Here is a 12,975-nt window from a genome sequence, read left to right on the forward strand (position 1 = left end):
ATTGGTCTTCTGGAAAAGGACATCTTCAATTTTTGGGGGAAAAATTTTATTTGTGCAAAAAAGTTATGTAAAAAAGGTGATCCACAACAACCGATGGAAAAAGCTGACCCCAAGAACCTAAACAAATAGGTGGGCGCCATATGAAAAAGCCCACGGGCTTTATCAGGGACAGCTCCCTTGGAGATCACTAAGGTCTCAGGAATACGTTATTTCCTGTCGAGAAGCGCAGAACACCTCTCTTAATATAAAACAATTTCAGAGTTTCTGCTAGAGATAAAATAATTTACCTCTCTTGTTTTTCATAAAGTTTTTTCAAGAGGGTAATGTTGCTGGTGGTTTTGGGAAATGGCTGCATGATGTATGGCGTGCTTATTCAAGGTAAAAAAGAAAAAACATCAGTGGGAAGAGCGAAGCACCATGGTTTAGTGGGAATGCTTGATTTGATGTTGCGGGAGAATGCTTGGGGGAGGTTTTTGAAGGGGGAATATTTTTATGCAAGGAGGTTTGTTAAATCGATGTTGGACCTTTGAAGCTTTCGCATTTGTGGGTCATATTTCAGTGCTGTTTTTAGTTTTAAGGGGTGGGGGGAGACGATACGGTATGGGCTGCTGATGGTTGAAGCTCATAAAAATACAGACGATGATAGTTTATCAGAGGCGCTAAGCGATGTTTGGAGCTTTTTTAAAAAAATATTTTTTGAGGTTCGTATTTTACAAATTGTTTTATCCATGATGAAAGGTGTGAAAAGAGGCGGCGTGAAGAATTTGTCTACTTCGAGAAAAAATTCTGTAGGCGAAATATGGGGGAAAGTGTTTAGACGTTGTCTTAAATACAAAAAAGAACCAAGTTCAAAAAAAGCACTATCGTTGCGTGACTCAAGCTCAAGAGCATGGTTGAGATCAAGCAGAGTAAGTTTGAAATCGTTCAGTGGGATGTGAATCCAAGCGCGTCTTGTCTAAGCTTGAATGCGTCATACGGTCTCGCTCGTGAATGACACCGTTTAAAGAGCTTGCGGCGATTGTTCATCTAACAGAGCTTGCACGCGCTTTTGAATCCTCCGCATTTGTGGAGTGTAATCTAATGCTGTTTCATAAGCTTTAAGAGCAAGTTTCGGATGCCCTATTGCTTCCATGGCAACGGCCCAAGTTCAAAAAAAGCACTATAATTGCGCGGCTCAAGCTCAAGAGCATGGTTGAGATCAAGCAGGGCAAGTTTGAAATCGTTCAGTGGGATGTGAAACCAAGGCGCGTCTTGTCTAAGCTTGAATGCGTCATACGGTCTCGCTCGTGAATGACACCGTTTAAAGAGCTTGCGGCGATTGTTCATCTAACAGAGCTTGCACGCGCTTTTGAATCCTCCGCATTTGTGGAGTGTAATCTAATGCTGTTTCATAAGCTTTAAGAGCAAGTTTCGGATGCCCTATTGCTTCTATGGTAATGGCTAAGTTTCAAAAAAGGCACTGTGAATTGTGTGTGGGGGATGTGTGGTTATAAGCAGGGGGCTTTTAGTTTATTGAGTGGGATGTGAAGCCGGCTTGCGTCTTATCTAGGTTTGAAAGGATGTCGTAAAGTGTCTCGTTCTTGAATGGTTTCAAAGAGCTTGTGGTGATTGTTCGTCTAACAGAGCTTGCACGCGCTTTTGAATCCTCCGCATTTGTGGAGTGTAATCTAATGCTGTTTCATCAATCTTAAGAGCCAAGTTTTAGACGCTCTGTTGCTTCCATGGTAATGGCTAAGTTTCAAAAAAGGCACTGTGAATTGTGTATGGGGGATGTGTGGTTATAAGCAGGGGGCTTTTAGTTTATTGAGTGGAATGTGAAGCCGGCTTGCGTCTTATCTAGGTTTGAAAGGATGTCGTAAAGTGTCTCGTTCTTGAATGGTTTCAAAGAGCTTGTGGTGATTGTTCGTCTAACAGAGCTTGCACGCGCTTTTGAATCCTGCGCATTTGTGGATAGTAATCTAATGCTGTTTCATAAGCTTTAAGAGCAAGTTTCGGACGCTCTGTCGCTTCCATGGCAACGCCAAGTTCAAAAAAGGCACTATAATTGCGCGGCTCAAGCTCAAGAGCATGGTTGAGATCAAGCAGGGCAAGTTTGAAATCGTTCAGTTGAATGTGAATCCAAGCGCGTCTTATCCAAGCTTCAGCGTGAGTAGGTAAAAGCGCAAGAACATTATCAATATAATCAAGCGCAAGTCCATAATCGTCGCTGTTAAGTGCATTTTCAGCCCATGACATCAAAAGATCAATCGTCTCACTCCCCGATTGGGACCACAAATGTTGAAGTTGTTGACTGATCTTCTTCGCGTTAGCAACATCCGCACAATATTTCAATTCTTTGAGTAAACGTGAAATTTCTGCTTCTTTGCGTTGCTTAATTCTATCAACATGGGAAAGCTGCTCTTTGTCAAGATCTTCAAGAATAACCGCCGAGGAATCAGAATCGGAGGGCGTTGAGGAAGGGGGAGAAGAATTGGGAATAAGATCTTCTAACGGTAAAAGCGATTGTGGAGAAGGTCGATCTTCAGGAAGAGAAGGAGGATTTTGCCCATAACAGGAAGAAATAAAACAAAAAATGCCAACAAAAGAAAGCAAAAAAATGCGCTGGAAAATACAGAAAAAAACCAGCTGAAAAAAACAAAAAGCTTTTAAAAAAATAGAAAAATCCATAAAAACAAGCCCTCAAAAGATAAATTACCACACATTATCAAACAATGGACTTGCAACCCCAAAAAATCTCAAGAAAAAATCTTTCATGCCTACAATTAAGGTAGGCATAAAAACATTAGCTCTGAAAGAATTAGCCCTGACGTGCTCTAAAACGTGGGTTCGTTTTATTGAGGATATAAATACGACCTTTACGACGCACCAAACGATTGTTACGGTGGCGCTCCTTTAGTGCTTTAAGCGAATTTTTAATTTTCATCATATTCACCGTTTAAACAGTTTACTTAACACAATACTATAATACAATATTAAAATACGAAAACACAATATTACAATCCCAATAGACTGCTTACTCTATGAGCATTGCATTACGATATCGTACTTGCATCATAATATCACACGATACACTCTTTCACTGTGATCACAAAAAGAAAAGCGCACTCTTAAAGTACGCATTAAAACACTTTATCAGCACAATGAATAAGTGAAAATTGCAAAAAAGTAAGAGAGATCTAACAAAAAGTCTTATTCTTGTCAAGGGTATATTACAAATTCCTTAGGGTGTGTTAATGGTTTCTTTGAAGGTAAAAAATATTGAGTAAAAAGCAAAATGAAGTACTAAAAGTGGAAATAAGATAAAAACCTCTCGGCTTTGAACAAATAAGCCCTGTCAGGGGTGGGATGTTGAAGGGGGTGGTTTGTCTTTGAGGAGGGGCGAGGTTGTTCTTCTTAAAATGCAGGGCTTGTTGTGTCTCGTGAAGCTCTGTTAGGTGCGTGTGCCGGCTGAAATGCTTGAAGTAGGGGAAATCGAGGGAGGGAGCCGTTGGAATTGTTCCTTGTATTTGCTATACGCACATAATATCATGCCTATAGTTTCAAATGCTCCCTTACGAAAAGTCTCATACCCCCAATATGCTCCCTCAATAACTGGTAATCACATTAAATACGTCTAGAAATATGAAAATAAGAATTATGGTATTCTTAATACCACGTTTTTCACGATTTTTTTTTATTTATTAATTCCTTTATTACATTTTTGATTTGCTAAGTTTAGTCCTGTAAGCGCTTTACGGTACAGTTTTCGATATTTAATAGTAGAATAAACCAACCAAACGGATAATGTTATTATTGCACAACCGACAATGATCCCTAAAATGCGCCCTAATATTATAGCTTCAATCATTTTTCTCTCCTTATTATATTTTGATTAGCAACCGTTTCGTCTAGTTGTTTCATTACTTTTTTCAGTTTCTTCTTTACTATGATCCGTAGCACCAAAGAGATTGGTATCGAACCATACAGAATTAATCCGCATATCAGCCCGATTAAACTTGCAGTATCCATTTGAGGTTTATCTGCATGGCCTAATATTGAGAGGAAAATGTATAAACAAATGCTTATAAAGATTATGAATATAAATTCTCCCAGTGAAACAACACCAGCCTTTATTGTTTCCTTAACTTCTTTTTGGATATCAAGGACTAAATCCCATTGAGGATATCTATCATTTTGTTCTTTTGACGATGCATTTGATAAGTTTGTTTTTGGCATGTTGATATTCGTTTGTTTCTTGAATGTTTTGTCTTTTGATAAAGTGAATAACTCAGTTTCTCAGATATGAGATGAAAAGAAGATTTCTGTACTTGTTATAATATAATACGAATGACCTGCTACCTCTGTAGCGTATCGTCCCTTTTATTATTATGAAACATGTACAATTCTCCGTGCCGCTATGTAAACGATTCGTTTTGTGAGTACAATTATGTTTTATGACTAAACTATAGGCGAAGAGGCATTTAATATGAAGTGTTCATGTCGGCTAGAATTTACTTAATAAAGAGTCTGATTGTTGGCAGATTGGCACAGGAATCTTCGTCCTTGAGCGCTGTTAGGCGCGCAAATTTGAATAATGTAACTTGATAGGGGAAAGAACGAAGGCGATAGACATAACGAAGGTGACAAATATTACAAATGTTTAAAGTGAGTGATATTTTAAACGGCTGGTGTTTTTGAGCGTAAATAAATTTACGGTTTTCTTTCAGTGTGGAGTGTATTTACATCTGCTCTTTTAAGCTTTATCGCGAAATGAAACAAGGAGAGACGCTTCAAGCCCTAGAAAATACGATACAGGTAATATCGCCTTGTGAGAGGAAATTTCTGTGATGGATAAGCTTAGTACTGTAACTATATCTTTGACGTGGAGGTCAGGAGTGGTGCGGGGTGCGCGCTTGGCACTTTTGTGAAAAAATGAACACAAGAAGGGAGACTAGAGGCAATGAGAACGCATTGTTAGAGTGCTCTCTATAGGTGCAAGAGGAAAGTTTATCCCCTAAAGTTGGAATTAAAAGGCCTAAAGATTGGAATTAAAAGGGAAGTGAAGAGGACGACTTTATAGTATGGGGAAATATTTATGCTGTGCAAGATATCCGTTGAGGGGAAGTTGGGGGGTGGTGAATTACTTTTAGTTGTGGGGAGATGTTTTTGAGAAAAGGAAGAGGAGCTGTTGGATTGTTGATTGGTGTGGTTTTTGTGTCTTTGAGGGGGCATGGAAGAGAAGGAGCTTGTAGGAGGGCTTCACGCCTTTTCAGGGGCGAATTAAAAGGTGAGGGGCGCTTTGAGCCGCTGGATATCGGTGGAGTGGAGAAGTTGTTTTTTCAGTTCATTTGGGGAAAAAGTATTTGTATATATGTGGGCTTAAGATTTGTTGGCTGGTCCCAGTAATTGGATGATATGCCCCATTTTGCGGTGGGGATGGGAAGAGCTTTTGCCATATAAATGGATTGATGTGCGCTCTTGTGTGAGAAAATATTTTAAAGTGCTGAGATTGTTCCCAAGGAGATTTGTCATTTGGCAATCGCTATGGCGGTAGGTGCTGCCCAAAGGAAGTCCGCAAATAGCACGGATATGTTGTTCAAATTGTGAAGTTATGCACGCCTTTTGTGTCCAATGACCAGAATTATGCACACGCGGCGCTAATTCATTCACTAACAGATTACCATCCATTAAGACAAAAAATTCAATGCAAAGAACACCAACATAATTGAGGGCATCCATAACTGTTAAGCTTATTTCTTGTGCTGCTTTTTGCACCTCAGGTGGAATATGTGATGGAACAAAGGACTTATGAAGAATACCATTTTTGTGTTGATTTTCAGGGCAATCATAAAAAATATGTTCCCCTTGTTTTGTACGTGCCGAAAGAACCGAAATTTCCGATAAAAAAGGAACTATTTCTTCCAAAATACAAGGCTGTTCCTGAAAAGTCCTTAAGGCTTCGTCAAGGGTTTGTTCATCTGGGTGATCAAGCTTGATCTGGTTTTTTCCGTCATAACCAAAACGACGCGTCTTTAAAAGACCACGCCCGCCCAATGCATCAAGACCGGAAAGAAGAGAAGAAGAATTGTCAACAGCATGCCATGACGCGGTGCCGATTCCTTGATCATGCAAAAATTGTTTCTCAAAAAGTCGATCTTGCGTGATCTCTAAAGCTTTCGAAGAGGGATAAACAGGCTTGCTCTTTTCTACATATTGAACCGTTTGAAGCGAAAGATTTTCAAATTCATAGCTGACAACATCACACTGAGAAATAAAATGATCTAAGGCTGATATATCATCATAGGAGGAAACAATATGATTGTTTGCGGTTTGAGCCGCTGGGCAATCTGCTTCAGGGCAAAAAATAACGGTTCGAAATCCTAATTCTGCTGCCGCTATGGCTAACATACGTGCCAATTGTCCGCCACCAATTAAACCAATAACGCTTCCTGGAGGTAACATGTTGGATGAGGTAGTGTTGGCTGAGGAGGTGTTGGCTGAGAGGGGCGTGTTGGATGAGAGGGTGATGTTGGATGAGAGGGGCGTGTTGGATGAGGGGGTGATGTTGGATGAGAGGGGCGTGTTGGATGAGGGGGTGATGTTGGATGAGGGGGTGATGTTGGATGAGGGGGTGATGTTGGATGAGGGGGTGATGTTGGATGAGGGGGCAGTGTTGGCTGAGAGGGGCGTGTTGGATGAGGGGGTGATGTTGGATGGGGGGGTAGTGTTGGAGAACGCTGCCATTTTAAACCTCTGTTACCGGCGTTTGTGCGACATTGGCTGTTTGTTGTTGACGCCAATCTTGTAATCGTTGTGCGAGATCATGGTCATAAACGGCCATAACGGCTGCGGCTAAAAGAGCTGCATTAATTGCGCCTGCTTTACCAATGGCTAATGTGCCAACGGGTATTCCTGCTGGCATTTGCACGATTGAAAGTAAGGAATCTTGACCCGAAAGAGAGTGTGAGTGCACTGGAACGCCAAAAACAGGAAGGGGAGTGAGTGCTGCTAACATGCCAGGAAGATGGGCTGCTCCCCCTGCACCGGCAATTAAGATTTTAAATCCTGCTTCTTTTGCTTCTTTTGCAAATTGATAAAGGCGTTCAGGAGTTCGGTGTGCTGAGACAATATGCGAACTATGAGAAATACCAAGATTCGTCAAAATATCTGCACTATGGCACATCGTTTGCCAATCCGATTGGCTCCCCATTAAAATCGCGACATCACATGATTTTTTTGTCATTCTCCATCCTTTTCAAATGTTCAATGCGATTCTTTCTCATCATTTTTTAAGAGTTTTATATTCTTTTTGCAAAGCCAATTGATGATAGAAAATAGTTATTTTTCAAATAAGATTGAAAGATAAAAATTTAAAGAGGATACAAGAGATGAAAAATGAGAATATTAAGACGCATAAAGCACTGTTCTTTAAGATGCGGTGTTCAACATGTTGAACCGTGAAGCCGTTAGGTTGCCGGATTGTCATTTTGTCATTTCCTCAGGAAAGAGGGAAAATACATCGCCAGAAAGCTATTGATGGTAAGGTTTTCAAAAAATATTCTCATTTTTTATTTGCTAAAATAAGTACTGTTTCCATATTATGTAATGTGTCGTGCAATTTAAAATATTGTTTATGATGAAAAAGAGATTTTTATGGCAAAAGTGTGTTACGAATAAGTATATTCTTTTGAGAAAAAAGAGAGATCTTTTTCTCTCAATTTCAAAGGCTGATTATTTTGCTGTTTAGGTAATTCTTTTATGGGGGAAAATATGCTCTATCGTTGCTGATGTAAGGGAAACCAATAAGCAACGCTTTGGCTGAGAGGTGTTTTTAGGGGATTATATATTTTATCATTTCTTCATAAAAGTATTATGACAATGAAAGTGAATGATGAATTGTGAATAATAAATTCATTGTCTCTTTTTTGCCCAATTTTGTAATATGGTGAATACTCAGCAATAAGAGTTAAACCCTCAATGTTAAGAAAGGAGATTTAAAAGCTATGTTTTTTCCGTTTTTAATCGCTCTAGGTACTGCAGTAACTACTGTATATGGCAAAAAAAATATAAGTTATGTGTTGTGGGCCATTTTATTCGTTGTCATTCTTCTCACTTTTAATCATCACGCAACTTCTACTTTAAATCTATCTTTTTGAGAGAATAGCCATGGAACATGTTGAACAAAAAAATCCTCATTTCGTTATATTTATGAATACGCTAGGACTCATCGGATTATCCGTTGTTTTGGTGGTGGCCTTTTATTATCAATTGGTAAAGTTTGAGTTGCCTTGTCCCCTTTGTTTGCTGCAGCGCGTTGGATTGATGCTTGCAGGATGCGGGTTCTTGCTCAATATTCACCATAAGGTGAAAAATACCCATTATGGCATGGTTATCCTCGGTTGTATGGTAACCAGTATCATTGCGGCACGGCAGGTGTTTTTGCATATTACACCAGATGATTTGGGATATGGTTCAACGTTCTTTGGATTACATTTTTATACTTGGGCTTTTATTATTTCTGTTCTTTGTATCTTTGCTGTATCGTTCGTCATGATTTTAAGTGAATTGGCGCACAAGTTTAAAGAATTTTCTCCTTTTCCAATATTGAGTAAAACAGCAAGTTTCTTATTTGTATTTTTAATTGCGGCAAATTTGATTTCTACTATACTGGAATGTGGTGGGGGACAATGCGCTGATGATCCTGTAAGGTATGAATTGTTATCAAATTGGTTCTCTTCAGAGTCTTGAAATTTTTAAATAATCTCTCATCGTAATTTTATTGTTTAAAGAAGCGGAAATGTTCAAAAGTCCGCTTCTTTTTTGTCCTATTATGCCGTAAAACAGTGTTGTTTAGAGCGGTGATATAAGACATAATAAGCTTTACATTAAGTGTTTTTAGATATCGTGATCAGGTCTTCAGGGTAGGGCTTTGTCTATCGCGCCTATGAAGTGAACCGCCTCTACCCCCCTCGTCTCTGTGTGTGGTCAGCAATAGAAACCCGCCGACAGAAGCTGGACTGTTGACGGACCAGTGACTGGTAGAAATCTCCTTCCTTTGAAGTGTGGGGAGGGGGAAATGGAAAGACATTGCATCAATATTTTAGATAATCAAAAACGATCTTTTATGGAGACGCTGGACTTTATAAGCGTTTGCATTTGATCTTTTTTAAGTAAGATTTTCTTATTGGGTTTTGTTAAGATGCATCAGTATAGCAGTGTTGAAAGGGTTGATCTTGGGTGCTGTCGAGCAGCCAACTTGTACACAAGTCATGGAGCTTTATTTTTTAGGGGAGAATTAACTATAAAATTTTTTTTTCTTGATTTTTTTTACATTATATTAAATAGATCTTTGTATTCATTTTGGTGCTTCTGAAGTATTTTTAGTGCTTTTAGAGGTGAGATTTTGAAAGTTATTTGAATAATTTTCTATAAAGGTTTGTTTTTAGAGACAAACCTTTTTTTTTATTTCATTTTTAGATGTTTCCTTTCAATTTCAGTGTGAAGCTTTTGTTTTAGAAACAAGCATTTGGATGATTCTTCTTCTTACGTTTTGCTGATGATTCTTTCTTAAAAAAACATTGACTTATACGGACAATTTATCGTTGTGAATGTTGAGTGAGACAATCGAAGAAGTTTTTCGATTGCAGACTTTTTTAGAGTGAAGCGATAAAATATACTCTTGTATGCCATAAAAAAATTACCGCATGTGGATAAAAGTTCTTTAAAGAGTCGTAAAACGCTTCTTATGGTCCCTCTTAAGAGCTAAAATTTGTTAAAATTTTATGCTGGTCAATAAAATAACAGGGTGGTTTGTATCTATAATTTAAGTGAAAATACTGGTGTTCGAGATTTTAAAGATGGTTGTTTAAAACGTCGTCATCGAATGAATTTTGTACAGATTTTCTGATTTCTGTAAAAGCGTAAAAACGTGGAACCGTGAAAAAGGAAGCTGCGATTTTATGCGGGGTGTATGCTTTTGTCATAGTATGGAATGGGGTGAGAAGGTTGGGGGGCGTGGATGAAGAGTTTATTAAGGGGGGAAATTGGGATGAAGAGGCGGCGTGTGGATGGGAGTATTTGAGAAATGGGGGGGAGAACAATATAAATGGAGAGTGGCTTAGATAAAATGTATTGGGAGAGGAAATATAAAAAATGGGGGCAGAATGGAAGAGGTGCGTCAAGGATAGAAGTGAGGGGGTGGAGCATGTTGTGAATGGGTGTGTAAGAATGGAGGATGAAGAGAGAGGGGAGAAGAGTTTGCGGATGGAATGGAAAGCCCGAGATGAAGAGGAGGGAAGGCGTTGGCTCGAGAAGAGAGGGAATGGAGGAGAGTATGAACAGGTTAGGATGGTGTGTCCAAGAGGTGGTGGTGGGATGAAGATGACGTGAGGAGGTAGGATTTGCTTATCGTGCCTGATGAAACAGCGTTGTTTGGAGGAGGGGCTCTGAAGTTTGTAAGGGGGCTGGGTAAAAAGCTGGGGTGTAGAGCGTTGTTGATAGAGCAGCGTGGAGGGGTGGGCGTTTCATTGGGCTTTGTTCTGTAAAGGCGTAAAGGCGTAAAAATGTGGAACCGTGAAAAAGGAAGCTGCGGTTTTATGCGTGGTGTATGCTTTTGTCATGGCATGGAATGGGGTGAGAAAATTGGAGTGTGTGGAGGAAGAGTTTATTAAGGGGGAAATTGGGATGAAAAGTCCGTGCGTTGATGGGAGAGGAAAGGGGGGAATGGAGGATGGAGAGAGAGGGGAGAAGGTTGGGGGGCGTGGGTGAAGAGTTTGGGAATGGAGAAGTTGGGATGAAGAGGCGGCGTGTGGATGGGAGTGTGTGAGAAGTGGGGGGAGAACAATATAAATGGAGAGTGACTTAGATAAAGTGTATTGGGATAGGAAATATAAAAAATGGGTGCAGGATGGAAGGGGTGCATAAAGGATAGCGTGAGGGGGGTGGAGCATGTTGTGAATGGGTGTGTAAAGAATGGAGGATGTTTTGAGAAAAGGAGAGAAGGTTCTTATCGGGTATGGAGGAGGTGCTTTTATCTGCTTGAGCGGACAATCTTTCGGTTGTGGAAGGCGAAGGAGAGAGAACGTTGGAGGGCTCTTGGATTGCTTTTAAGTCGTGGAGGATGTTTAGAGGCATTAGAAAAAAGGTTGATGGAGGTGAGGATTGAGCGGAATTTCTCGTTACTCTATACACGATTATTATAAAAATTGGAGAAAAGTGGCGGGTAAAATTTGAGAGGATAAAGTTTTGTTTTTCCAAAGTGTGGCGTGACGTTTTTGGGGAATGTGAAAGAAAAACCTTTTCCTTCTTGTTGAATTTTTATTCACAAACTTAAGAAAATAGGGTATGAACGCTGGAAAATAACGCGCAGCTTAACAAAATATGCGCACTGTAAAGGAAATGATTGTTTATGTCAAAAGAAGAAGTTTTAGAATTTTCTGGTATCGTTACTGAACTCTTACCTAATGCGATGTTTCGTGTAAAACTGGAAAATGATCATGAAATTATTGCTCATACCGCTGGAAGAATGCGAAAAAATCGTATTCGGGTGTTAGTGGGGGATAAAATCATGGTGGAAATGACACCTTATGATTTGACAAAAGGACGCATTACGTACCGTTATAAGTAGCCTAATGGACGGCTTGCGCTTTTTTGTAAAAGTCATAATATTATTTTTATATTTTTTAACATCTCTTTGAAGTTGCTTTTTATGCGTGAAAAAGGTGAGTGTTTAAAGGACATTGAAAAATTGTAAAATCAATGCGGAAAAAGGATAAGGAGATCCATGGCGCTTAAAATGGGGTAAGAGCAAAGCCGATTGTGAAGGGGTGGAAATGAGAAATATAAGAGAGTGGGGGAAAAAACATTTGGCAGATACTCTTGCGCAAGAAATTCATTTGGTGCTTGCCTCCGCTTCGCCAAGGCGTTTAGCGCTCTTGGCGCAAATAGGGATTGATCCGCAGCAGGTTTATGCAAGCGATATTGATGAAACGCCAAAATTAAAAGAACATCCTGCAAACCTTGCTAAACGTTTGGCAAAAGAAAAAGCGCTGAAAGCCCAAAAAATTTCGCGCTGGTATAGTCAGAATGGTCAAGACGAATTGCAGAATGGTCAAGAAAAATTACATGGACAGAAAATGATTATCTTGGCGGCTGATACGGTGGTGGCTGTTGGGCGGACCATTCTCCCCAAACCGGAAGGCGAGGATGAGGCTTATGAATGTTTACGATACCTTTCTGGGCGTTCGCACAAGGTTTATGGCGCTATTTGTGCCTTGAATGAACGTGGAAAAATAACCGTAAAATTGGTTGAAAGTCGTGTTCGTTTTAGACGCTTAACCTCTGCCGTGATGAAGGCTTACCTTGCTTCAGGAGAATGGCAAGGCAAAGCGGGTGGCTACGCTATCCAAGGCAAAGCAGGGGCTTTTGTTGTCCATATCACGGGTTCTTATTCTAATGTCGTGGGATTGCCTTTGGCTGAAACAGCCGATCTCTTGACCGCTTATCACTATCCACTTTTCTCCCACTGGGCTGAAGAAACGCATGAGAAAGATTGATCGGTCTGTAGAGCCAATGCAAGGTAAAAAGCAACAAAAAGAAAATATGAAAACAAATAGAAGCAAAATTAATGAAGAAGCCAATAACAAAGGTGTCCCAAAAACAAAAAGAGCCTAATTTACAAAAAGAGACCTCTCATCGCCCACCGCATCCTTGTCCTATTTGTGGTCAAATGTCTCAAAAATCTTCTTATCCTTTTTGTTCCACACGCTGTCGAGCCATTGATCTAAATCGGTGGCTTTCGGGTGCTTATATCTTACCACCTCCTCCACAAGTAAGTGATGAAGAAGAGTAAAGAAGAGGCATGTCTTTTGAGGAGCAAATGCTTAGAAAACTTTTTTGTGTGAAAGTTGAAGGGATGGGTGCTGTTTTGAGTAGAGGACATTTAGGCATTTGAAGGCATTGGCGTTAACTGTAGTTTTAAATATTTTCTTTTTAATT

17 protein-coding genes, 1 other RNA gene and 1 pseudogene are annotated in these 12,975 nt (G+C 39.8%); 11 read left to right on the plus strand and 8 right to left on the minus strand.

Features of this window, described 5'->3' with window-relative positions; all coding sequences use genetic code 11:
- Window positions 1–74: 74 nt before the first annotated feature.
- A non-coding RNA gene (gene ssrS / locus ACFINC_RS02395) (6S RNA) lies at window positions 75–235 on the minus strand.
- Between the two features lie 88 nt (window positions 236–323).
- Between ssrS and ACFINC_RS02400 the strand changes: the two genes are divergently transcribed.
- Together ACFINC_RS02400 and ACFINC_RS02405 are read left to right on the plus strand one after the other, a co-directional pair.
- Window positions 324–530: a hypothetical protein gene (locus ACFINC_RS02400; RefSeq protein ID WP_375615929.1), complete on the plus strand. Its 207-nt coding sequence runs from the start codon at window positions 324–326 to the stop codon at window positions 528–530.
- Between the two features lie 81 nt (window positions 531–611).
- Window positions 612–938 (plus strand): hypothetical protein, encoded by a 327-nt coding sequence (locus ACFINC_RS02405; protein ID WP_375615930.1) that lies wholly within the window; start codon window positions 612–614, stop codon window positions 936–938.
- Window positions 939–1,000: 62 nt separating this feature from the next.
- On the opposite strand, the pseudogene ACFINC_RS02410 reads toward ACFINC_RS02405, so the two are convergent.
- The 6 genes and pseudogenes from ACFINC_RS02410 to ACFINC_RS02435 all read right to left on the minus strand — a co-directional run.
- Window positions 1,001–1,242: pseudogene (locus tag ACFINC_RS02410) on the minus strand (hypothetical protein); the annotation flags it as partial.
- Window positions 1,243–1,881: 639 nt separating this feature from the next.
- On the minus strand, window positions 1,882–2,667 hold the full coding sequence (locus tag ACFINC_RS02415; RefSeq protein WP_375615931.1) for a tetratricopeptide repeat protein: 786 nt from the start codon (window positions 2,665–2,667) through the stop codon (window positions 1,882–1,884).
- A gap of 130 nt (window positions 2,668–2,797) precedes the next feature.
- Window positions 2,798–2,923 (minus strand): type B 50S ribosomal protein L36, encoded by a 126-nt coding sequence (gene ykgO / locus ACFINC_RS02420; protein ID WP_013545486.1) that lies wholly within the window; start codon window positions 2,921–2,923, stop codon window positions 2,798–2,800.
- 750 nt (window positions 2,924–3,673) lie between these two features.
- Window positions 3,674–3,847 (minus strand): hypothetical protein, encoded by a 174-nt coding sequence (locus ACFINC_RS02425; RefSeq protein ID WP_375608173.1) that lies wholly within the window; start codon window positions 3,845–3,847, stop codon window positions 3,674–3,676.
- Window positions 3,844–4,215 (minus strand): hypothetical protein, encoded by a 372-nt coding sequence (locus tag ACFINC_RS02430; RefSeq protein WP_375615932.1) that lies wholly within the window; start codon window positions 4,213–4,215, stop codon window positions 3,844–3,846. The genes ACFINC_RS02425 and ACFINC_RS02430 overlap by 4 nt, the downstream gene beginning before the upstream one ends.
- A gap of 1,143 nt (window positions 4,216–5,358) precedes the next feature.
- On the minus strand, window positions 5,359–6,441 hold the full coding sequence (locus tag ACFINC_RS02435) for a 5-(carboxyamino)imidazole ribonucleotide synthase (protein WP_375615933.1): 1,083 nt from the start codon (window positions 6,439–6,441) through the stop codon (window positions 5,359–5,361).
- Between ACFINC_RS02435 and ACFINC_RS02440 the strand changes: the two genes are divergently transcribed.
- Window positions 6,440–6,787 carry a hypothetical protein gene (locus tag ACFINC_RS02440; RefSeq protein ID WP_375615934.1) on the plus strand — a complete coding sequence of 116 codons (348 nt, stop codon included), beginning with the start codon at window positions 6,440–6,442 and terminating at the stop codon, window positions 6,785–6,787. The two genes, ACFINC_RS02435 and ACFINC_RS02440, sit on opposite strands and share 2 nt — an antisense overlap.
- Here the strand turns inward: ACFINC_RS02440 and purE are convergent.
- The gene (gene purE / locus ACFINC_RS02445) at window positions 6,725–7,222 is read right to left on the minus strand and encodes a 5-(carboxyamino)imidazole ribonucleotide mutase (protein ID WP_375615935.1); all 498 of its coding nucleotides are present in this window, start codon (window positions 7,220–7,222) and stop codon (window positions 6,725–6,727) included. The two genes, ACFINC_RS02440 and purE, sit on opposite strands and share 63 nt — an antisense overlap.
- A gap of 760 nt (window positions 7,223–7,982) precedes the next feature.
- Here purE and ACFINC_RS02450 point away from each other — a divergent pair.
- The 8 genes from ACFINC_RS02450 to yacG all read left to right on the plus strand — a co-directional run bounded on the left by ACFINC_RS02450 (window position 7,983) and on the right by yacG (window position 12,829).
- Window positions 7,983–8,135, plus strand: coding sequence for a DUF5993 family protein (locus ACFINC_RS02450; protein WP_166428907.1), 153 nt, complete (start codon window positions 7,983–7,985; stop codon window positions 8,133–8,135).
- A gap of 10 nt (window positions 8,136–8,145) precedes the next feature.
- Window positions 8,146–8,727 (plus strand): disulfide bond formation protein B, encoded by a 582-nt coding sequence (locus ACFINC_RS02455; RefSeq protein WP_375608177.1) that lies wholly within the window; start codon window positions 8,146–8,148, stop codon window positions 8,725–8,727.
- 1,461 nt (window positions 8,728–10,188) lie between these two features.
- Window positions 10,189–10,368 (plus strand): hypothetical protein, encoded by a 180-nt coding sequence (locus ACFINC_RS02460; RefSeq protein ID WP_375615936.1) that lies wholly within the window; start codon window positions 10,189–10,191, stop codon window positions 10,366–10,368.
- Window positions 10,369–10,379: 11 nt separating this feature from the next.
- Window positions 10,380–10,523: a hypothetical protein gene (locus ACFINC_RS02465; protein WP_375615937.1), complete on the plus strand. Its 144-nt coding sequence runs from the start codon at window positions 10,380–10,382 to the stop codon at window positions 10,521–10,523.
- Between the two features lie 28 nt (window positions 10,524–10,551).
- Complete coding sequence (locus tag ACFINC_RS02470; protein WP_375615938.1) at window positions 10,552–10,746, plus strand: hypothetical protein; 195 nt, start codon at window positions 10,552–10,554, stop codon at window positions 10,744–10,746.
- A 640-nt stretch (window positions 10,747–11,386) separates the two neighbouring features.
- Complete coding sequence (gene infA, locus ACFINC_RS02475) at window positions 11,387–11,605, plus strand: translation initiation factor IF-1 (protein WP_007346335.1); 219 nt, start codon at window positions 11,387–11,389, stop codon at window positions 11,603–11,605.
- A gap of 205 nt (window positions 11,606–11,810) precedes the next feature.
- Complete coding sequence (locus tag ACFINC_RS02480) at window positions 11,811–12,533, plus strand: Maf family nucleotide pyrophosphatase (protein ID WP_375615939.1); 723 nt, start codon at window positions 11,811–11,813, stop codon at window positions 12,531–12,533.
- Between the two features lie 92 nt (window positions 12,534–12,625).
- Window positions 12,626–12,829 (plus strand): DNA gyrase inhibitor YacG, encoded by a 204-nt coding sequence (gene yacG / locus ACFINC_RS02485; RefSeq protein ID WP_375615940.1) that lies wholly within the window; start codon window positions 12,626–12,628, stop codon window positions 12,827–12,829.
- Window positions 12,830–12,975 lie beyond the last annotated feature (146 nt).

Origin of the sequence: Bartonella sp. AP58NXGY, from assembly GCF_042195785.1 — a bacterium.
Taxonomy (GTDB): domain Bacteria; phylum Pseudomonadota; class Alphaproteobacteria; order Rhizobiales; family Rhizobiaceae; genus Bartonella.

Bases quoted from the DNA above. Each gene is read 5' to 3' on its own strand.
- ACFINC_RS02400 (WP_375615929.1), top strand. From the start codon at position 324: ATGTTGCTGGTGGTTTTGGGAAATGGCTGCATGATGTATGGCGTGCTT.
- ACFINC_RS02405 (WP_375615930.1), top strand. From the start codon at position 612: ATGGTTGAAGCTCATAAAAATACAGACGATGATAGTTTATCAGAGGCG.
- ACFINC_RS02415 (WP_375615931.1), bottom strand. From the start codon at position 2,667: ATGGATTTTTCTATTTTTTTAAAAGCTTTTTGTTTTTTTCAGCTGGTT.
- ykgO (WP_013545486.1), bottom strand. From the start codon at position 2,923: ATGAAAATTAAAAATTCGCTTAAAGCACTAAAGGAGCGCCACCGTAAC.
- ACFINC_RS02425 (WP_375608173.1), bottom strand. From the start codon at position 3,847: ATGATTGAAGCTATAATATTAGGGCGCATTTTAGGGATCATTGTCGGT.
- ACFINC_RS02430 (WP_375615932.1), bottom strand. From the start codon at position 4,215: ATGCCAAAAACAAACTTATCAAATGCATCGTCAAAAGAACAAAATGAT.
- ACFINC_RS02440 (WP_375615934.1), top strand. From the start codon at position 6,440: ATGTTGGATGAGGTAGTGTTGGCTGAGGAGGTGTTGGCTGAGAGGGGC.
- ACFINC_RS02435 (WP_375615933.1), bottom strand. From the start codon at position 6,441: ATGTTACCTCCAGGAAGCGTTATTGGTTTAATTGGTGGCGGACAATTG.
- purE (WP_375615935.1), bottom strand. From the start codon at position 7,222: ATGACAAAAAAATCATGTGATGTCGCGATTTTAATGGGGAGCCAATCG.
- ACFINC_RS02450 (WP_166428907.1), top strand. From the start codon at position 7,983: ATGTTTTTTCCGTTTTTAATCGCTCTAGGTACTGCAGTAACTACTGTA.
- ACFINC_RS02455 (WP_375608177.1), top strand. From the start codon at position 8,146: ATGGAACATGTTGAACAAAAAAATCCTCATTTCGTTATATTTATGAAT.
- infA (WP_007346335.1), top strand. From the start codon at position 11,387: ATGTCAAAAGAAGAAGTTTTAGAATTTTCTGGTATCGTTACTGAACTC.
- ACFINC_RS02480 (WP_375615939.1), top strand. From the start codon at position 11,811: ATGAGAAATATAAGAGAGTGGGGGAAAAAACATTTGGCAGATACTCTT.